Source organism: Cedecea neteri NBRC 105707 = ATCC 33855 (assembly GCF_001571265.1).
In the GTDB taxonomy this organism is placed as follows: Bacteria; Pseudomonadota; Gammaproteobacteria; order Enterobacterales; family Enterobacteriaceae; genus Cedecea; species Cedecea neteri.
Genome location: NZ_BCTL01000076.1, coordinates 1 through 17,728, shown reverse-complemented (window position 1 = coordinate 17,728; position 17,728 = coordinate 1). Strand labels below are relative to the sequence as shown.

Annotated in this window: 20 protein-coding genes; 17 read left to right on the top strand and 3 right to left on the bottom strand. The window is 55.1% G+C overall.

Annotation, left to right across the window (positions count from 1 at the left end; translation table 11 throughout):
• Window positions 1-196: 196 nt before the first annotated feature.
• Entirely contained in the window at window positions 197-613 is a 417-nt protein-coding gene (gene yedD / locus CNE01S_RS22720) for a lipoprotein YedD (RefSeq protein ID WP_061278814.1), read from the bottom strand.
• Between the two features lie 195 nt (window positions 614-808).
• Here yedD and yedE point away from each other — a divergent pair, with 195 nt between their 5' ends.
• Together yedE and yedF are read left to right on the top strand one after the other, a co-directional pair.
• Window positions 809-2,023, top strand: a complete 1,215-nt coding sequence (yedE, locus tag CNE01S_RS22715) for a selenium metabolism membrane protein YedE/FdhT (protein ID WP_061278811.1) — start codon at window positions 809-811, stop codon at window positions 2,021-2,023.
• Window positions 2,020-2,256: a sulfurtransferase-like selenium metabolism protein YedF gene (yedF, locus tag CNE01S_RS22710; RefSeq protein ID WP_016537040.1), complete on the top strand. Its 237-nt coding sequence runs from the start codon at window positions 2,020-2,022 to the stop codon at window positions 2,254-2,256. The genes yedE and yedF overlap by 4 nt, the downstream gene beginning before the upstream one ends.
• Before the next feature lie 31 nt (window positions 2,257-2,287).
• Here the strand turns inward: yedF and CNE01S_RS22705 are convergent, their stop codons facing one another.
• Together CNE01S_RS22705 and fliE are read right to left on the bottom strand one after the other, a co-directional pair.
• Window positions 2,288-3,142, bottom strand: a complete 855-nt coding sequence (locus CNE01S_RS22705) for a MurR/RpiR family transcriptional regulator (protein WP_061278809.1) — start codon at window positions 3,140-3,142, stop codon at window positions 2,288-2,290.
• A gap of 1,155 nt (window positions 3,143-4,297) precedes the next feature.
• Window positions 4,298-4,612 carry a flagellar hook-basal body complex protein FliE gene (gene fliE / locus CNE01S_RS22700; RefSeq protein WP_061278807.1) on the bottom strand — a complete coding sequence of 105 codons (315 nt, stop codon included), beginning with the start codon at window positions 4,610-4,612 and terminating at the stop codon, window positions 4,298-4,300.
• Between the two features lie 229 nt (window positions 4,613-4,841).
• Between fliE and fliF the strand changes: the two genes are divergently transcribed.
• The 15 genes from fliF (at window position 4,842) to lpxO (ending at window position 17,515) form a co-directional block, all read left to right on the top strand.
• Window positions 4,842-6,533, top strand: coding sequence for a flagellar basal-body MS-ring/collar protein FliF (gene fliF, locus CNE01S_RS22695; RefSeq protein WP_061278802.1), 1,692 nt, complete (start codon window positions 4,842-4,844; stop codon window positions 6,531-6,533).
• Window positions 6,530-7,522, top strand: coding sequence for a flagellar motor switch protein FliG (gene fliG, locus CNE01S_RS22690; protein ID WP_008458144.1), 993 nt, complete (start codon window positions 6,530-6,532; stop codon window positions 7,520-7,522). Before fliF ends, fliG begins: the two co-directional genes overlap by 4 nt.
• Window positions 7,515-8,210 (top strand): flagellar assembly protein FliH, encoded by a 696-nt coding sequence (fliH, locus tag CNE01S_RS22685; RefSeq protein WP_061278800.1) that lies wholly within the window; start codon window positions 7,515-7,517, stop codon window positions 8,208-8,210. Before fliG ends, fliH begins: the two co-directional genes overlap by 8 nt.
• Window positions 8,210-9,568: a flagellar protein export ATPase FliI gene (gene fliI, locus CNE01S_RS22680; RefSeq protein WP_061278798.1), complete on the top strand. Its 1,359-nt coding sequence runs from the start codon at window positions 8,210-8,212 to the stop codon at window positions 9,566-9,568. The genes fliH and fliI overlap by 1 nt, the downstream gene beginning before the upstream one ends.
• Window positions 9,569-9,580: 12 nt before the next feature.
• A complete protein-coding gene (fliJ, locus tag CNE01S_RS22675) occupies window positions 9,581-10,024 on the top strand; it encodes a flagellar export protein FliJ (RefSeq protein ID WP_008458139.1) in 444 nt (147 codons plus the stop codon).
• Window positions 10,021-11,262, top strand: a complete 1,242-nt coding sequence (locus CNE01S_RS22670) for a flagellar hook-length control protein FliK (protein ID WP_061278796.1) — start codon at window positions 10,021-10,023, stop codon at window positions 11,260-11,262. Before fliJ ends, CNE01S_RS22670 begins: the two co-directional genes overlap by 4 nt.
• A 121-nt stretch (window positions 11,263-11,383) precedes the next feature.
• A complete protein-coding gene (fliL, locus tag CNE01S_RS22665; protein WP_038481606.1) occupies window positions 11,384-11,851 on the top strand; it encodes a flagellar basal body-associated protein FliL in 468 nt (155 codons plus the stop codon).
• Between the two features lie 4 nt (window positions 11,852-11,855).
• Window positions 11,856-12,860, top strand: a complete 1,005-nt coding sequence (gene fliM / locus CNE01S_RS22660; protein ID WP_061278794.1) for a flagellar motor switch protein FliM — start codon at window positions 11,856-11,858, stop codon at window positions 12,858-12,860.
• Window positions 12,857-13,267, top strand: coding sequence for a flagellar motor switch protein FliN (fliN, locus tag CNE01S_RS22655; RefSeq protein ID WP_008458131.1), 411 nt, complete (start codon window positions 12,857-12,859; stop codon window positions 13,265-13,267). The genes fliM and fliN overlap by 4 nt, the downstream gene beginning before the upstream one ends.
• Window positions 13,268-13,648, top strand: a complete 381-nt coding sequence (gene fliO / locus CNE01S_RS22650) for a flagellar biosynthetic protein FliO (RefSeq protein WP_061278792.1) — start codon at window positions 13,268-13,270, stop codon at window positions 13,646-13,648. It begins immediately after the preceding gene.
• Entirely contained in the window at window positions 13,648-14,388 is a 741-nt protein-coding gene (fliP, locus tag CNE01S_RS22645; protein WP_061278790.1) for a flagellar type III secretion system pore protein FliP, read from the top strand. Before fliO ends, fliP begins: the two co-directional genes overlap by 1 nt.
• A gap of 12 nt (window positions 14,389-14,400) precedes the next feature.
• Entirely contained in the window at window positions 14,401-14,670 is a 270-nt protein-coding gene (fliQ, locus tag CNE01S_RS22640; protein ID WP_008458124.1) for a flagellar biosynthesis protein FliQ, read from the top strand.
• On the top strand, window positions 14,667-15,452 hold the full coding sequence (gene fliR, locus CNE01S_RS22635; protein WP_039294774.1) for a flagellar biosynthetic protein FliR: 786 nt from the start codon (window positions 14,667-14,669) through the stop codon (window positions 15,450-15,452). The genes fliQ and fliR overlap by 4 nt, the downstream gene beginning before the upstream one ends.
• A 348-nt stretch (window positions 15,453-15,800) precedes the next feature.
• A complete protein-coding gene (gene rcsA / locus CNE01S_RS22630) occupies window positions 15,801-16,424 on the top strand; it encodes a transcriptional regulator RcsA (protein ID WP_039294777.1) in 624 nt (207 codons plus the stop codon).
• A 182-nt stretch (window positions 16,425-16,606) separates the two neighbouring features.
• Window positions 16,607-17,515: a lipid A hydroxylase LpxO gene (gene lpxO / locus CNE01S_RS22625; RefSeq protein ID WP_061278788.1), complete on the top strand. Its 909-nt coding sequence runs from the start codon at window positions 16,607-16,609 to the stop codon at window positions 17,513-17,515.
• Window positions 17,516-17,728 lie beyond the last annotated feature (213 nt).

The window sequence follows — 17,728 nt, the reverse complement described above, 5'->3', positions numbered from 1 at the left end:
GGACACGTTCACCAGTGCAATGGCAGCATATGAAACTTGTTTGGAAGTGAACGGAACTGTCGCCGATCCTGCAAAAGCCTTGGTATTAATATCGACAAGACAGCCCAAAACAGTGAGCGAATGAAATCATAACCAAACATTTGCACAATAAAATCCCCTCTCCCCTTTGGGGAGAGGGTTAGGGTGAGGGGAATTATTATTTCGACAGTTTGCTATCTAAAGGATTTTTCGCCAGGTAATCCGCGCACTCGGTCGTCAAACGATCAACACGCTTCAACGTCATCCCCGCATATTCCAGCGTCTCGCCGTTAAGCTCGATGGCATAAATCTCACGCTTGACGGTGACGTTGCGCAGATCGCCAGATAAATGCGTCAGCTTACCCGGCACCGCAATCACCCGCTGCCACTGGCGGCAATCAAGAGTATCGCCTGCAGGCGTAACCACCAGCGAGGCAATCGCCTCCGGGCTAACCAGCTCGCTCTGTGGCCCGCTGGACTGCCAGTAGCCAGCCATGCCCGCTGGCGCTTCGGTACGCACTACCTGCCCATAATCTCTAACTTCGACGCAACCGCTCAGTGCCACCAGCGCCGCCAATACTAAAAGCTTCTTCATCGTCTATCCTGACTGCGGAGAAAAAATAATTTTGGCATTAAAGCCCTGGGCCTGCCAGTACTTCCTCCTGAGGCATAAAAATTGATCCAAATTGATTTTTCGTCTTTTCAGCCTGTTAAGCCAAAAAGATAGGCGTATGATCGCGCCCTCTTACGCCCGTCGCGGCACGTTCTTCTGAGTTCAGAGGCGGAAACAATGACCTGGCACACCTTTAAGCAACAATATCTGATCACCTTCTGGAAACCGATGCCCGCCGTGATTGCGGCCGGGATCCTCTCCACCTATTACTTTGGTATCACCGGCACCTTCTGGGCCGTGACCGGCGAATTCACCCGCTGGGGCGGCCAGCTCCTGCAGCTGATGGGCATTCACGCCGAAGAATGGGGTTACTACAAGCTGATTCACCTCGACGGTAGCCCGCTGACCCGCATCGACGGCATGATGATCATCGGTATGTTTGGCGGCTGCTTCGCGGCGGCGCTGTGGGCCAACAACGTTAAGCTACGCCTGCCCCAGCACCGCATCCGCATTATTCAGGCGGTACTCGGCGGGATCATTGCCGGCTTCGGCGCGAGGCTGGCAATGGGCTGCAACCTTGCCGCATTTTTTACCGGTATCCCACAGTTTTCGCTGCACGCCTGGTTTTTCGCCCTGGCTACCGCCATCGGCTGCTGGTTTGGCGCGCGTTTCACGCTGCTGCCTATGTTCCGCATTCCGGTCAAACTGCAAAAAGTCTCCGCAGCCTCACCGCTGACACAGCAGCCAGACCGCGCTAAGCGCCGCTTCCGCATGGGGATGCTGGTGTTTATCGGCATGCTGGGCTGGGGCGGTTTGACCGCCATAAACCAGCCGAAACTGGGGCTGGCGATGCTGTTTGGCGTCGGCTTTGGCCTGCTTATCGAACGCGCGCAGATCTGCTTCACCTCGGCCTTCCGCGACATGTGGATCACCGGTCGCACCCACATGGCGAAAGCCATTATTTTGGGGATGGCGGCCAGCGCGATTGGCATCTTCAGCTATGTACAGCTTGGCGTGGAAGCCAAAATTATGTGGGCAGGGCCGAACGCGGTTATTGGCGGGCTGCTGTTTGGCTTTGGCATCGTGCTGGCCGGAGGCTGTGAAACCGGCTGGATGTATCGCGCGGTTGAAGGCCAGGTACATTACTGGTGGGTGGGCCTGGGCAACGTCATCGGCTCTACGCTGCTGGCCTGGTTCTGGGATGACATCTCCCCCGCGCTGGCCACCAGCTGGGACAAGGTCAACCTGCTGAACACCTTTGGGCCGCTGGGCGGGCTGCTGGTGACTTACCTGATGCTGCTCGCCGCTTATCTGCTGATTGTCGGCTGGGAAAAACGCTTCTTCCGCCGTAAAAACCAGGCAATTGGCGCCACAACTGGAGAAACCGCATGAGTCAGAATATCGTCCCCGATTACCGCCTGGACATGGTGGGTGAGCCCTGCCCTTACCCGGCGGTTGCCACGCTAGAGGCAATGCCTCAGCTGAAAAAAGGCGAGATCCTGGAAGTGGTGAGCGACTGCCCGCAGTCCATCAACAACATTCCTCTCGACGCCAAAAACCACGGCTACACGGTGCTGGATATTCAGCAGGATGGCCCCACCATTCGCTATCTTATTCAACGTTAAGCATAAAAGGGGCAGATTCTTGCCCCTGTGACTAACGAACTGGTTTTACCCATGCCCCGGAATCCAGCAGGAAGCGTTCCGCACTGGCAATTTTCTGTACCGCCCTGTCCCCGTGTTTAGCCACCAGCATCGCCAGTAAACATTCGGCAATGCCCATCGCCGACACCACGGAAGGGAAAAATGACGGGCTGTGCGCGGAGAAATAAAGCGTGCTAGCGGCATGTTCCGCCAGCGGGGAAAGCGGAGAGTCGGTCAGCGCGACAATTTTACTTCCCGCCTGCCTGGCGGCACCCAGCACATCAAGCGACTCGCGCGAATACGGCGCAAAACCAATCATCAGCACGACATCTTTTGGCGTCAGCTCGCGGGTAAAGATTTCATAATTACTCGCCTGCCCGTCGATAAGCGACACGTGCTTATTAAACAGACGGTAGATGTAGAACAGCGTGTAGGCCACGGAATAGCTGGCGCGAAAGCCGCAAACATAGACGTGTTCTGCGGCGTCCAACACGTCAACCGCCTTCTCCATCGCCTCAGGATTTTCGGCCTCAGTGTGGGAAAGATTCACCGCGTGGGCGTCAAACACTTCCTGATAGAGTGACGCCGTGCTGCCTTTATCCACCAGCTTTTCGGCCCTTGCCTGATGCGTTTCGTGGCTCAGGCCAAGCTCCTGAATAAAAGCCGTTTTGAGCTCACCCCAGCCGACATAGCCCAAACGTTGTGCCAGGCGCAGCAGCGTGGCGGGTTTGACGCCAATGCGTGTGGCAAAAGCCCGCATCGACAGCGCAACCAGATCTTTGTCGTTTTGCAGAATCAACTCTGCGGCCCGCTGCAGTTCAGGGGTTAATGTCTCGTAATGCTCTTCTAACTTTTGTTGCGGGGTCATAGGCTGACAGGGCGCTCCCATTTAGACCGGAAATCCCTTCCGGTGTCTTGAAGGTATCGTCCTGATAGTGCAGTTAAATGACTTTAGACGTCAAATGAATGCAGATACCACACTGATATTGCTGGTAAAAATGATACTTTGCTCAACAAACTGGGAGATAAGTCTCATAGATGCGCGAAATAATCAGCATCAGCACGACACAAAGCCCCATGATGCTGAACGCAGCAAGCAAAAAGATGAGATAAAAGCGCATCGCTACCCCGGAGAAAGAAAAAACCCATAAAGGGCCTTGAATACACCAAGCTTTACCCCTGCAGAGACGCATTAGCAGCCTGCCCGGCGGTATGCTCAGCCATCGCCTGGTGAGTCGCCTACGACGCCGCATTACTCGCTTCGGTATTTGCCCTTACCGCACCATTAACCCACGCGTTGTGAATCGTGTCGTGGTCTAAATTAGCCGCATAGACCGGGCCCGCAATATGTATTATCACTCCGGTACCAACAATTAAAACCAGCATTGCCTTTTCCATATTAAAAACCTACTCTATATCCGCTTGTGAAGATTTAGTAAAATCAGATCAAATCGTGAGTTAACCGGCTGCAACCGGTTAACTCACACCTCAACTTATTAACCACCCTCGCTCATTCTTATTTAATACGTTATGCCTTTAATGGTTTCGCCAGAAACTAAATAACCGTTATCCGCTGTTATATTCCCTTCAACTTTATCTCACCCCAGGAGACGCGCACCCGGCAACCCAGCAGGACGTTCAGTCGTCACGCTGTCATTTTTCAATTAATAATATGCCAGGATCTGGCGTCCACTTTTTATAATGCGGCACAGGTCTGATGACCTCTCACACAGTATAAAATGAGAATAATAATTTAGTGTGATAATTCCGTCGCTGAATATGCAATGTCAGGCGGTGAAAAAGATTGATCTGCGTCATGCCATTTAGCATTCACCCGCCATGAAACAAGAAAATTCCTAGTGTATTTCATATGAAACATTCAGTTGTTAATTGAATATTATAAAAAGGTATAGCGTGCGGAATAATACAGAATTGAAATAAGAATGATTATTAACAGTGCTTGTAATATGCAAATAAAAGGTCTGTAGCAGACCTTTTACCCACTAAAACCGCGCAGTAACAACTACACCTGCATGTTCATGACTTCCTGGTAGGCCGCAACCAGCTTGTTACGTACCTGAATCCCCATCGCCAGCGAAACGGAAGATTTCTGCAGATCCACCATGACATCGTTCAGCGCGACGCCCGGCGTGCCGAGAGCAAATTTCTCCGACTGGACACGTGCGGTGTTAGAGGTCTCGCTTATCCGTCCTAAAGCGGCCTGCAGCTCGCCGGCAAAACTGACCGTTGGCGCAGCAGCCGATGCCGCGGGATTGGTCGCCGACAGCGCGGTGGCCTGAAGTTGTTGCAGTACGCCTTCGATACCCTGAATAGCCATGTTTACGCCCCATTTGTATTAAGCCGGTGAAGATTATCATCTTGTCAATAGGATAAAGGCGTTAAATAGACGTAAAAAATAGAGCTAATTCAGCCATCGAAATTTCCCGAAACGAAAATAATGACACTGCCATCCATATGGAACTTTTGTCGTGTTTGTCGACCCGGGAGTCAGTCTTGTTCACTCATTACTCTAAAAATTTTGTCAACGCTAAGCCGCGAGGTGTGGAATGACCACTGCTGCTCAGGCACAAACGCCGCAAAACAAGACTCTTGAGTGGTTGAATCGCCTTCGTGCAAATCCAAGAATTCCGCTGATGATGGGCGGAGCCGCCGCCGTTGCCGTGCTGGTGGCCCTGGTGCTTTGGGCAAAAGCGCCTGATTACCGCGTGCTTTACAGCAACCTCGCCGATCAGGACGGGGGCGCGATTGTGACCCAGCTTCAGCAAATGAATATCCCCTACCGTTTCTCAGATAACGGTAGCGCCATCATGGTCCCGGCGGACAACGTGTACGACCTGCGTCTGCGCCTGGCTCAGCAGGGTCTGCCTAAGGGCGGCGCCGTCGGCTTCGAGCTTCTGGATCAGGAAAAGTTTGGTATCAGTCAGTTTAGCGAGCAGGTGAACTACCAGCGAGCGCTGGAAGGCGAACTGGCCCGCACCATTGAAACACTTGGCCCGGTAAAAAACGCCCGCGTTCACCTCGCGATGCCAAAACCGTCCCTGTTTGTTCGTGAGCAAAAATCCCCTTCCGCCTCCGTTACCCTTAGCCTTGAACCTGGCCGTGCGCTCGATGAAGGGCAAATTAATGCCGTCGTGCATATGGTTTCCAGCGCCGTCGCTGGCTTGCCGCCGGGTAACGTCACGCTGGTCGATCAGGGTGGCCATCTGCTGACGCAGTCGAACAACGCCGGCCGCGATCTTAACGATGCCCAGCTCAAGTACGCCACTGACGTAGAGAGCCGCTATCAGCGCCGGATTGAATCTATCCTTGGTCCGATTGTCGGCAACGGCAACGTCCATGCCCAGGTGACCGCGCAAATTGATTTTGCCAACAAAGAACAAACCGAAGAGCAGTATCACCCGAATGGCGATCCGGCACAGACCGCAGTCCGTTCACGCCAGCTGAACCAGACTTCTCAGGTTAACGGCCAGTTCCCTGGCGGCGTGCCTGGCGCGCTGTCCAACCAGCCAGCTCCGGCAAACACGGCGCCGATTTCGACCCCGCCACAGAACAATCAGGCTAACCAGCAGGCGAATAACGGCCAGCAGAACCAGACCAGTACCTCCAGCCAGAACGGCAGCAGCAACACGTCGCGTGACGAAACCACCAACTATGAAGTGGACCGCACCATCCGTCACACCAAGCTGAACGTGGGTGATATCCAGCGTCTGTCCGTTGCCGTAGTGGTGAACTATCGCCAGTTGGCCGACGGCAAACCTCTGCCGCTCACTGCCGACCAGATGAAGCAAATTGAAAACCTGACGCGTGAAGCGATGGGGTATTCCGAAGCCCGCGGTGACACCTTGAACGTGGTCAACTCGCAGTTTACCGCTACCGAGGACGACACCGGCAGCAGTCTGCCATTCTGGAAGTCTCCGGCCTTCTTCGACATGCTGCTCTCAGCAGGTCGCTGGCTGATTGTGCTGATTGTCGCCTGGGTACTGTGGCGTAAAGCGATTCGTCCGCAGCTCACCCGCCGCGCGGAAATTCTGAAAGCCGCCAACGAAGCGAAGCAAAACGTTAAAGCCGAAGAAGAAGCCGTCGCCGTGTCGCTGAGCCGCGATGAACAACAGCAGCAGCGTAAGGCTAATCAGCGCCTGAGCGCCGAAGTCATGAGTCAGCGTATTCGTGATATGTCCGACAACGATCCTCGCGTAGTTGCGCTGGTGATCCGCCAATGGATGAGTACTGAAATATGAGTATTACCGGAACCGAAAAGAGCGCCATCCTGCTGATGACCATAGGCGAAGACCGCGCCGCTGAGGTGTTCAAACACCTCAGCCCGCGTGAAGTACAGCATTTAAGTGCGGCGATGGCGAACACCCATCAAATCTCAAACAAACTGCTGACCGAAGTGCTGGCGGAGTTTGAGCAAGAGGCCGAACAGTTCGCGGCGCTGAGCATCAACGCCAACGACTACCTGCGTACCGTATTGATCAAGGCGCTGGGCGAAGAACGCGCCTCCAGCCTGCTGGAAGACATTCTCGAAACCCGCGACACCACCAGCGGCATCGAAACGCTCAACTTTATGGAGCCGCAGAGCGCCGCCGATCTTATTCGCGACGAACACCCGCAGATCATCGCTACCATTCTGGTTCACCTCAAGCGTGGCCAAGCGGCGGATATTCTGGCGCTGTTCGACGAGCGTCTGCGCAACGACGTCATGCTGCGTATCGCCACCTTTGGCGGTGTCCAGCCGGCCGCGCTGGCAGAACTGACCGAAGTCCTGAACAACCTGCTCGATGGCCAGAACCTCAAACGCAGCAAAATGGGCGGCGTGAGAACGGCAGCAGAAATCATCAACCTGATGAAAACCCAGCAGGAAGAAGCCGTTATTACCGCCGTGCGCGACTTCGACGGCGAACTGGCGCAGAAGATTATCGACGAGATGTTCCTGTTCGAAAACCTCGTGGCCGTGGACGACCGCAGCATTCAGCGTCTTCTGCAGGAAGTGGAGTCCGAATCTCTGCTTATCGCCCTCAAAGGTGCAGAACAGGCGCTGCGCGAGAAGTTCCTGCGCAACATGTCCCAGCGTGCTGCGGACATCCTGCGCGACGACCTTGCCAACCGTGGCCCGGTTCGTCTGTCGCAGGTGGAAAACGAACAGAAAGCTATCCTGCTTATCGTGCGTCGCCTGGCGGAGACCGGCGAGATGGTGATCGGCACCAGCGAGGATACCTATGTCTAATACGCTGCCATGGAAACGCTGGACGCCTGAAGATCTCGCCTTCCCTTCACCGGTTTTCGAAGAGATTGTGATGCCGGAAGCCGCCGCGGAACAGGAGGAGCCGGAAAGCGAACCGGACCTCCAGCAAACGCTGGCGATGATGCAGGCCCAGGCCCGTGAGCAAGGCCACAGCGCGGGCTTTGCCGCAGGGCACGATCAGGGCGTAGAAGAAGGCCGTAAAGCGGGCTTCCAGCAGGGGCTTGAGCAAGGCATCAACGAAGCTCGTCAGCAGCAGGCGCCGGTTCACGCCCGCATGCAACAGCTGGTGAGCGAATTCCAGTACACGCTGGACGCGCTGGACAGCGTGATCGCCTCCCGCCTGATGCAAATGGCGCTGGAAGCCGCGCGCCAGGTCATTGGCCAGGCGCCTGCCGTGGATAACAACGCGCTGATCAAACAGATTCAGGGGCTGCTGATGCAGGAACCGTTGTTTAGCGGCAAACCGCAGCTGCGCGTCCACCCGGATGACCTGCAGCGGGTAGAAGAGATGCTGGGCGCCACGCTGAGCCTGCACGGCTGGCGTTTACGCGGCGATCCAAGTCTGCATCAGGGTGGCTGCAAAGTCTCCGCCGATGAAGGCGACCTTGACGCCAGCGTGGCTACCCGCTGGCAAGAGCTGTGCCGTCTGGCCGCGCCAGGAGTGCTCTGATGACCGCGCGTCTGACCCGCTGGCTGAACACGCTCGATAATTTTGAAGCGCGGATGGTCGAACTGCCGTCCGTTCGTCGCTACGGCCGTCTGACCCGCGCCACCGGCCTGGTACTCGAAGCGACCGGCCTGCAGCTGGCACTGGGCGCGACCTGCATCATTGAGCAGCATGACCGCGAAGTCGAATGTGAAGTCGTGGGCTTCAACGGCCATAAGCTGTTCCTGATGCCACTGGAAGAAGTCGAAGGTATTCTGCCCGGCGCCAGGGTTTATGCCCGCTCGGCCACGGCGGAAGGCCTGCACAGCGGTAAAAAATTGCCGCTTGGCCCGGCCCTGCTGGGACGCGTACTTGACGGCAGCGGTCGCCCGCTTGATGGCCTGCCTTCGCCGGATAGCGACCTGATGGGCGCGCTGGGCGCAGCGCCGTTTAACCCACTCCAGCGTACGGCCATTGAACATGTCCTCGACGTTGGCGTACGCCCGATTAACGCCCTGCTGACCGTAGGTCGCGGCCAGCGTATGGGCCTGTTTGCCGGTTCCGGCGTCGGTAAAAGCGTCCTGCTCGGCATGATGGCGCGTTACACCCAGGCCGACGTGATCGTCGTGGGCCTGATTGGCGAGCGTGGTCGCGAAGTAAAAGACTTTATCGAGAACATTCTCGGGGCCGAAGGCCGTGCGCGTTCGGTGGTGATTGCCGCCCCGGCGGACGTTTCTCCACTGCTACGTATGCAGGGTGCCGCCTACGCGACAAGAATCGCCGAGGACTTCCGCGATCGCGGTCAGCACGTCCTGCTAATCATGGACTCGCTGACCCGTTACGCGATGGCGCAGCGTGAAATTGCCCTCGCCATCGGTGAGCCACCGGCCACCAAAGGCTATCCGCCTTCGGTATTCGCCAAGCTCCCGGCACTGGTTGAACGTGCGGGCAACGGCATTCACGGCGGCGGCTCGATTACCGCGTTTTATACCGTACTCACCGAAGGCGACGATCAGCAGGACCCGATTGCCGACTCCGCGCGAGCCATTCTTGACGGCCACATTGTGCTGTCGCGCCGCCTGGCAGAAGCGGGCCACTACCCGGCCATCGACATCGAAGCTTCTATCAGCCGTGCCATGACATCGTTGATTACCGCGCAGCATTACGCCCGGGTACGTCGTTTCAAACAGTTGTTATCCAGCTTCCAGCGCAACCGCGATTTGGTCAGCGTGGGGGCTTACGCCAAAGGCAGCGATCCGATGCTCGATAAGGCCATTGAACTGTGGCCGCATCTTGAAGCCTTCCTGCAACAAGGCATTTTTGAACGCGCAAACTGGGAAGAAGCCAGCCTCGCACTGGAGACGCTTTTCCCCACGGTTTGATGAGAGGTGACCATGAACCAAAACAGCGCACTGGATACTTTGCGTGAACTCGCCGCCCAGGAAGTGGAAAAAGCAGCGATTCGTTTAGGGGAGATGCGCCGGGGTTGCCAGCAGGCGGAAGAGCAACTCAACATGCTGATTAACTATCAGTTTGAGTACAGCAACAGCCTGAATGACAACATGAGTCAGGGTATTGCCAGCACGCGCTGGCAGAACTACCAGCAGTTTATACGCACGCTGGAAAAAGCCATCGAACAGCACCGCCAGCAGCTGATGCAGTGGAGCAATAAAGTCGACCAGGCATTAGGCGCGTGGCAGGAAAAACAAAAGCGCCTGCAGGCATGGCAAACCCTGCAGGACAGAAAGGCAGCGGAGCTGTTGCTCGCAGAGAACAGACTCGATCAGAAGCAGATGGACGAATACGCCCAGCGGGCCACATTGAGGAAAGGTGAATGATCACATTGCCAAAAATTCTGTTAAACACCGGGGCCGATACCGCTGTAGCCGGGGATGCAAAAGGCGCGGACGGCAAAGGCTTCGGTGAAGACTTCCTGACGCTGCTTGGCAAAGCTTTGCCGGGGAACGTCGCTTTGGAGGACGGCAAATCACTGCCTCTGGGCGCGGCCTTAAGCAAAGTTGCCGCGGCCAATGCGGCAAAAGGGGATACCAAAGACGGCCAGGCGGCCCTGACGGAGTTGCTGAACTCGCCGGAGCAACCTGAAGCGCTCTCCGCCCTGCTCGCCTCCCTCGGCAAAACAGAAGCGGGTGATAAGCCTGATACGGCACTGAAAGACGCCAAAACTGATAAGCCGCTGAGCGATGCGGAGCTCCAAACGCTTAGCGCGCTGTTCGCCATGCTGCCGCAGCCTGTCACCGCTGCGCAGTCCGTGACGCTGCCTAAAACAGCGACCGACACGGCATCGTTGTCCGGCCTGACTTCTGCTACCGGCAATACCGCAGGTAAAAACACCGCGGACAGCCTGCTGCCTGCTGACGGCAGCGCGAAGAAAACGGCGCCTGCCGGGACACCCCTTGCAGACAGTAAATCTGTTGCCGCCAACGCCCCGGTAGCCGCCCAGCCGCACGGGGACGACAAAGCGCAACTGGTCGCTAACAACACGCCTGACAGTCGCGACAACGCGGCTCCACAGGCAAATAACACAGCCCCCGTTACGGCACAGATAACGCCGGCTATCAGCAGCGCAACCATCGCTGCGCCGACGACCACGCACATCGCCACCCCAACGGCACCGATGATCAGCGCCCAGCTGGGCAGCCATGAGTGGCAACAGCAGATTTCTCAGCACGTTACGCTGTTTACCCGTCAGGGCCAGCACAGCGCCGAGCTGAGATTGCATCCGGAAGATCTCGGTCAGGTGCAAATTAGTCTAAAACTAGAAGATAACCAGGCACAGCTGCAAATGATGTCACCGCACAGTCACGTGCGCGCTGCGCTCGAAGCGGCGCTGCCTTCACTGCGTACTGCGCTGGCTGAAAGCGGGATCCAACTTGGCCAGAGCAATATCAGCAGCGAAAGCTTCGCTCAGCAGCAGTCCGGCCAGCAGCAACAGCAGCAAAGCGCCCGCAGCGGGGAGCGTTTCTCTCTGAGCGGTAACGACGCAGAACCGCTGCCGGTGGCAGACAGCCTGCAGCGCCTGGCAAGCAGCAACGGCGCGGTGGATATCTTCGCCTGAGCCCCATGGCGGGGTAAACGCCAGAGCTAACGACAATAAACGTGTGTTTTCCGGGCTTTGACCGCCCGGAGACACGGGATAATTGCTATTCAGCAGTACCGATACAGGAATAAAGCGTTCAATGACTGATACCGCTATCACGAAAGGCCGTAAGCGCGCCATCTGGGTGCCGATACTGGTTCTTATCACACTCGCCGCGTGCGCCACCGCAGGCTACAGCTACTGGCGCATGCAGCAAACGCCAGCCACAGCCCAGGCAAAAGCGCCTGAGCCACCGCCTGCGCCAGTGTTCTTCGCCCTGGATACCTTTACCGTCAATCTGGGTGATGCGGATCGCGTGCTGTACATCGGCGTTACGCTGCGTTTAAAAGATGAAGCGACTCGTCAGCGTCTGAGCGAATTCCTGCCGGAAGTCCGCAGCCGCTTGCTGCTGCTGTTCTCTCGCCAGGACGCCAATCAGCTTGCCACCGATGCCGGCAAGCAGAAGCTGGTCGAAGCGATTAAAACAACTCTGGCGCCGCCTCTGGTCGCCGGGCAACCTCAACAGGTAGTCAGCGACGTGCTGTATACCGCCTTTATTTTGCGGTAAGTCCATGGGCGACAGTATTCTTTCTCAGGCCGAAATCGATGCGCTGTTAAACGGCGACAGTGAGAATAACGACGAGCCGAAGGCCAGGGCGCCGGGCGAAACCGATATTCGTCCCTATGACCCTAATACCCAGCGTCGCGTTGTCCGCGAGCGACTGCAGGCGCTGGAAATTATTAACGAGCGTTTTTCTCGTCAGTTCCGTATGGGGCTGTTTAACCTGCTGCGTCGCAGCCCTGACATCACCGTTGGGGCGATTCGTATTCAGCCTTACCACGAGTTTGCCCGCAACCTGCCGGTGCCAACTAACCTGAACCTGATTCACCTGAAACCGCTGCGCGGCACCGGGCTGTTCGTGTTCTCACCAAGCCTCGTGTTTATTGCGGTAGACAACCTGTTTGGCGGCGATGGTCGTTTCCCAACGAAAGTTGAAGGCCGGGAATTTACCCACACCGAACAGCGCGTGATCAACCGTATGCTGAAGCTGGCGCTGGAGTCCTACAGCGATGCGTGGAAGGCGATTTATCCGCTGGACGTGGAATACGTTCGTTCGGAAATGCAGGTCAAATTTACCAATATCACCACGTCGCCTAACGACATCGTGGTTAACACCCCGTTCCACGTCGAAATTGGCAACCTGACCGGTGAGTTCAACATCTGTCTGCCGTTCAGCATGATTGAACCGCTGCGCGAGCTGCTGGTGAACCCTCCGCTGGAGAACTCCCGTCAGGAAGATCAAAGCTGGCGCGACACCCTGGTGCGCCAGGTGCAGCATTCCGAGCTGGAATTAGTGGCGAACTTCGCCGATATCCCGCTGCGGTTGTCCCAAATCCTAAAACTGAAACCTGGCGATGTGCTGCCCATCGAAAAGCCAGATCGTATTATCGCGCACGTAGACGGCGTACCGGTTCTGACCAGTCAGTACGGTACGATCAACGGCCAGTATGCCCTGCGCGTAGAACATTTGATCAACCCGATATTGAATTCGCTGAATGAGGAACAGCCCAAATGAGTGATATTAATCAACCGTCCGATGACAATGCAGGCTCAGTGGACGATCTGTGGGCTGATGCGTTAAACGAGCAGAAAAGTTCCGGGAAAAGTACCGCGGATAACGTATTCCGTGCGCTGGAAGGTAATGATATTGCCGGCAACGTGCAGGATATCGACCTGATCATGGACATTCCAGTCAAGCTGACCGTTGAACTGGGCCGTACCCGCATGACCATCAAAGAGCTGCTGCGCCTGACGCAGGGTTCTGTGGTCGCGCTTGACGGGCTGGCCGGTGAGCCACTGGATATTCTGATCAACGGTTACCTGATTGCCCAGGGTGAAGTGGTGGTGGTCGCCGACAAATACGGCGTGCGTATTACCGACATCATCACCCCATCAGAACGTATGCGTCGCCTGAGCCGCTAAATGACAACCCAGGCCACCGTCACCCAGCCCAGCGTCAACGCCAGCTCACCGCTAGTTCAGGTGAGCGCCGCATTGGCCGGCATTGTTATTTTTATTCTGGTGGCCGCCTGGCTGGCAAAGCGCTTTGGCTTTCACGGCGCGGGCGTCGGCGTAAAGAAGTCGCTGAACATTAGCGCCAGCGTGAGCGTAGGCCCGCGCGAGCGCGTGGTGGTGGTCGACGTTGAGGATGCTCGCCTGGTCCTCGGCGTCACCGCCAGCCAAATCACGCATCTGCACACGCTACCCCCGGCGCCGGTCACGGATATTGTTGAAAAAGCGCCCGCCCCTGCCGATTTCCAGAAACTGATGAAGAACCTGCTTAAACGTAACGGGAAAGATTGATGAAACGTTTGCTGACGCTCTCGTTACCGGGCTTATTTTTGCTCCTCCCTGCTGCCGCCTTCGCACAATTACCGGGCCTGATAAGCCAGCCTCTCGCCAACGGCGGACAGAGCTGGTCACTGCCGGTGCAAACGCTGGTCTTTATTACTTCCCTGACCTTCCTGCCGGCCATTTTGCTAATGATGACCAGCTTTACGCGCATCATTATCGTTTTTGGCCTGCTGCGTAACGCCCTGGGTACGCCGTCCGCCCCGCCTAACCAGGTGCTGATCGGCCTGGCGTTATTTTTGACCTTTTTTATTATGTCGCCGGTGTTTGACAAGATTTATACCGACGCCTATCAGCCCTTCAGCGAAGACAAAATATCGATGGAAGTGGCGATGGATAAAGGCGCCCAGCCGCTGCGTGAATTTATGCTGCGCCAGACGCGTGAAGCCGATCTTGCGCTGTTTGCACGCCTGGCGAATACTCAGCCGCTGCAGGGGCCAGAAGCCGTGCCAATGCGTATCCTGCTGCCTGCCTATGTCACCAGCGAGCTGAAAACCGCGTTCCAGATTGGTTTCACCGTATTTATCCCGTTCCTGATTATCGACCTCGTGATCGCCAGCGTCCTGATGGCGCTCGGGATGATGATGGTTCCCCCCGCGACAATTGCCCTGCCCTTTAAGCTGATGCTTTTCGTGCTGGTCGACGGCTGGCAGCTGTTGGTGGGTTCATTGGCGCAAAGTTTTTACAGTTAGCGGAGAAAGAAAATGACGCCAGAATCGGTCATGATGATGGGCACCGAAGCAATGAAGGTGGCCCTTGCCCTTGCGGCCCCGCTGCTGCTGGTTGCGCTGATAAGCGGCCTGGTCATTAGCCTGCTGCAGGCGGCGACGCAGATCAACGAAATGACGCTATCGTTTATTCCAAAAATTCTGGCCGTGTTCGTGACTATTGTCATCGCCGGGCCGTGGATGCTTAACCTGCTGCTGGATTACATGCGTTCCCTGCTGACCAATCTGCCGAACACCATTGGATGATCCACGTTGACAGTACCCAGTGGCTTAACTGGCTGAGCCTCTATTTTTGGCCGCTGCTGCGCGTGCTGGCGCTGATCATGACGGCCCCTATTCTGAGCGAGCGTTCGATTCCTAAACGGGTCAAGCTCGGTCTGGGGCTGATGATCACATTCATCATCGCCCCCTCACTGCCGGCAACCGGCGTGACTATCTTTTCCGCCGCCGGTTTCTGGCTGGCAATACAACAAATTCTTATCGGTGTGGCGCTGGGCTTTACGATGCAGTTCGCTTTTGCTGCCGTGCGTACCGCCGGGGAAATTGTGGGCCTGCAAATGGGGCTTTCTTTCGCGACCTTCTTCGATCCCGGCAGCCGCCTCAATATGCCGGTTCTGGCCCGTTTCCTTGATATTCTGGCCATGCTGCTTTTTCTCACCTTTAACGGCCATTTATGGCTGATTTCGATGCTGGTCGATACTTTTCATACCCTGCCCATCGGCGGTGACCCGATCAACAGCAACGCCTTTATGGCCCTGACCCGGGCTGGCGGCCTGATCTTTCTCAACGGCCTGATGCTGGCGCTGCCGTTAATCACTTTGTTACTGACGCTTAACATCGCGCTGGGTCTGTTAAACCGCATGGCACCGCAGCTATCGGTATTTGTTATCGGTTTCCCGGTTACCCTGTCTATCGGCATGCTCATTTTTATGGTAATGATGCCGCTTATCGCCCCTTTTACCGAACATTTATTCGGCGAGATTTTTGATCTGCTCGCGGATATAGTCAGTGAAATTCCCGCAAATTAATACCCTTGTTTTTTATAATGCCTCTCTGAGGATATTCCTAAAAAAAAATGTTAATAACATCCACCAGGATATATCTGGCGCGGAATATAAGTTTTTACCTTGCTCACAATACGCAACATTCACTTTACTTTAAGAACATTCCTGGCAAATTATAGGCAACTTTCCGGGATAGTGATTTCGCCTTTTAAATTATTAATAATGGTTACCCATAAATAATTAGAACTGCGGAAAATGCGGCGGACTGGCTTTGCCCTGGGACTGACATTGTCACTGGCGGTCAAGACCGGTACAGCTTTCAATCTGCGCTCCTGATTATTACGGGTATAACGCGCTTAGTGAGGGTTTGCTATGTCAACGATTATTATGGACTTATGCAGCTATACCCGGCTGGGGCTTGTCGGCTACTTAGCCAGCCGCGGGGTTAGAAAACGGCATATTGCAGATGTAGAAACGGTAGAACAGCTGGCACAGGCATGCCAGTCGCAGGCACCCAGCGTGGTGTTTATTAATGAAGACTGTTTTATTCATGACCCGGAAAGCAGTCAGCGAATTAAGCAGATCATTAATCAACATCCAGGGACACTATTTTTAGTCTTTATGGCGATTGCTAATATTCACTTTGATGAATATCTTCTGGTCAGAGAAAATCTGCTGATCAGCTCGAAATCCATCAAGCCAGAATCTTTAGACGATATTTTATCGGAATACTTAGCAAAAAATGCACAATGTATTGGACATATTAATTTGCCGACACTTTCTCTTAGTCGCACAGAGTCCAGCATGCTTAAAATGTGGATGTCAGGACAGGGAACGATTCAAATCTCCGATCAAATGAACATCAAGGCAAAAACCGTTTCGTCGCACAAAGGAAATATAAAACGCAAAATCAAGACCCACAACAAGCAGGTGATATATCATGTAGTCCGCCTCACCGACAACGTCACCAACGGTATTTTTGTTAACCTCCGGTAGCTTAATTACGCTGCATCCCTACGCCGCTTTGGCCGCAGTATTTAATCTCTGACGCCCGTCAGAGATTAAATACAAGTTAAACGACACACGATCCTGTAACAAAACAGCAACGTTTGCAAAAAAAAGCAGAAAAATCTCACTAAAATTACGTCGTACAAGTATACATGGAGAGATTTGTTGCTATGGTTGCCGTTATTATTCTTGGTATTTTTGTTATCAGCGTCCTCTACGCTCACTCCCGCGGCGTCGAAAAACAGAAGTTTTCACGCCAGCTTTTTGACCACTCGACCTTTATGGCCCCGGTCAATATGTTCATGACGCGTTTCTCGCGCCTGCCGCCTGAACAGCCTTATTTCCCGACCAGTGACTTCCCGGAACTGCAAAAGCTGACGGACAACTGGGAAATCATTCGTGAAGAAGCGCTGCGCCTGCAGGGCCACATCAAAGCGGCAGAAAGCCACAACGATGCGGGTTTTAACACCTTCTTTAAGCGAGGCTGGAAACGCTTTTATCTTAAGTGGTATAGCGACGCGCACCCTTCAGCGCACGAACTTTGTCCGGTCACTACAAAGCTGGTCAGCGAAATCCCGTCCGTTAAAGCCGCGATGTTCGCCGAACTCCCGGCAGGATCCTACCTGGGCAAGCACCGGGATCCGTATGCCGGATCGGTGCGTTACCACCTGGGACTTGCCACGCCAAACGACGATCGCTGCTTTATTGAGGTCGACCGGCAGCGCCACAGCTGGCGCGATGGTGAAGCGGTGATTTTTGATGAAACCTACGTGCACTGGGCCGAAAATAAGAGCGAACAGACCCGAATCATTCTGTTCTGCGACATCGAGCGGCCGATGAAATGGCGTTGGGCGCAGGCGGTTAACCACTGGGTGGGCACGACATTAATGTCCGCTGCCAGTTCGCCAAACAGCGACCGCGACCGTACCGGCGCGCTGAACCGTATCTTTAAATACGTTCACGCGCTTCGTGACAAAGGGCAAAATCTGAAGAAACGAAACCGTAAGGCGTATTACACGATGAAATATTCAGTGATTACGCTGATTTTTGCGGCGGTTATTGTGCCGAGCGTAGTGTAGCAGGTTGCCCCTAACCTACAGGGTGAACCTGCCGCTTTCTGCCCAACCCCTTTCAGGGATATCTCTTAGACACGTTTTTCTTTCAAACCTTCTGGGAGATATCTTTAGATCCGCAGTTATTCCGTTCACCCATAGATCTGTTTTCCCTGCACGTTCAGAAACGGTGAACGTGTCCGGAGGATAACGCCATCCCCCTGACAACCCCCGGCGCCC

Bases quoted from the DNA above. Each gene is read 5' to 3' on its own strand.
- CNE01S_RS22705 (WP_061278809.1), bottom strand. From the start codon at position 3,142: ATGACCCCGCAACAAAAGTTAGAAGAGCATTACGAGACATTAACCCCT.
- fliI (WP_061278798.1), top strand. From the start codon at position 8,210: ATGACCGCGCGTCTGACCCGCTGGCTGAACACGCTCGATAATTTTGAA.
- fliG (WP_008458144.1), top strand. From the start codon at position 6,530: ATGAGTATTACCGGAACCGAAAAGAGCGCCATCCTGCTGATGACCATA.
- CNE01S_RS22670 (WP_061278796.1), top strand. From the start codon at position 10,021: ATGATCACATTGCCAAAAATTCTGTTAAACACCGGGGCCGATACCGCT.
- fliE (WP_061278807.1), bottom strand. From the start codon at position 4,612: ATGGCTATTCAGGGTATCGAAGGCGTACTGCAACAACTTCAGGCCACC.
- fliN (WP_008458131.1), top strand. From the start codon at position 12,857: ATGAGTGATATTAATCAACCGTCCGATGACAATGCAGGCTCAGTGGAC.
- fliR (WP_039294774.1), top strand. From the start codon at position 14,667: ATGATCCACGTTGACAGTACCCAGTGGCTTAACTGGCTGAGCCTCTAT.
- fliQ (WP_008458124.1), top strand. From the start codon at position 14,401: ATGACGCCAGAATCGGTCATGATGATGGGCACCGAAGCAATGAAGGTG.
- fliP (WP_061278790.1), top strand. From the start codon at position 13,648: ATGAAACGTTTGCTGACGCTCTCGTTACCGGGCTTATTTTTGCTCCTC.
- fliM (WP_061278794.1), top strand. From the start codon at position 11,856: ATGGGCGACAGTATTCTTTCTCAGGCCGAAATCGATGCGCTGTTAAAC.
- fliO (WP_061278792.1), top strand. From the start codon at position 13,268: ATGACAACCCAGGCCACCGTCACCCAGCCCAGCGTCAACGCCAGCTCA.
- lpxO (WP_061278788.1), top strand. From the start codon at position 16,607: ATGGTTGCCGTTATTATTCTTGGTATTTTTGTTATCAGCGTCCTCTAC.
- fliH (WP_061278800.1), top strand. From the start codon at position 7,515: ATGTCTAATACGCTGCCATGGAAACGCTGGACGCCTGAAGATCTCGCC.
- yedD (WP_061278814.1), bottom strand. From the start codon at position 613: ATGAAGAAGCTTTTAGTATTGGCGGCGCTGGTGGCACTGAGCGGTTGC.
- fliJ (WP_008458139.1), top strand. From the start codon at position 9,581: ATGAACCAAAACAGCGCACTGGATACTTTGCGTGAACTCGCCGCCCAG.
- fliF (WP_061278802.1), top strand. From the start codon at position 4,842: ATGACCACTGCTGCTCAGGCACAAACGCCGCAAAACAAGACTCTTGAG.
- yedE (WP_061278811.1), top strand. From the start codon at position 809: ATGACCTGGCACACCTTTAAGCAACAATATCTGATCACCTTCTGGAAA.
- rcsA (WP_039294777.1), top strand. From the start codon at position 15,801: ATGTCAACGATTATTATGGACTTATGCAGCTATACCCGGCTGGGGCTT.
- fliL (WP_038481606.1), top strand. From the start codon at position 11,384: ATGACTGATACCGCTATCACGAAAGGCCGTAAGCGCGCCATCTGGGTG.
- yedF (WP_016537040.1), top strand. From the start codon at position 2,020: ATGAGTCAGAATATCGTCCCCGATTACCGCCTGGACATGGTGGGTGAG.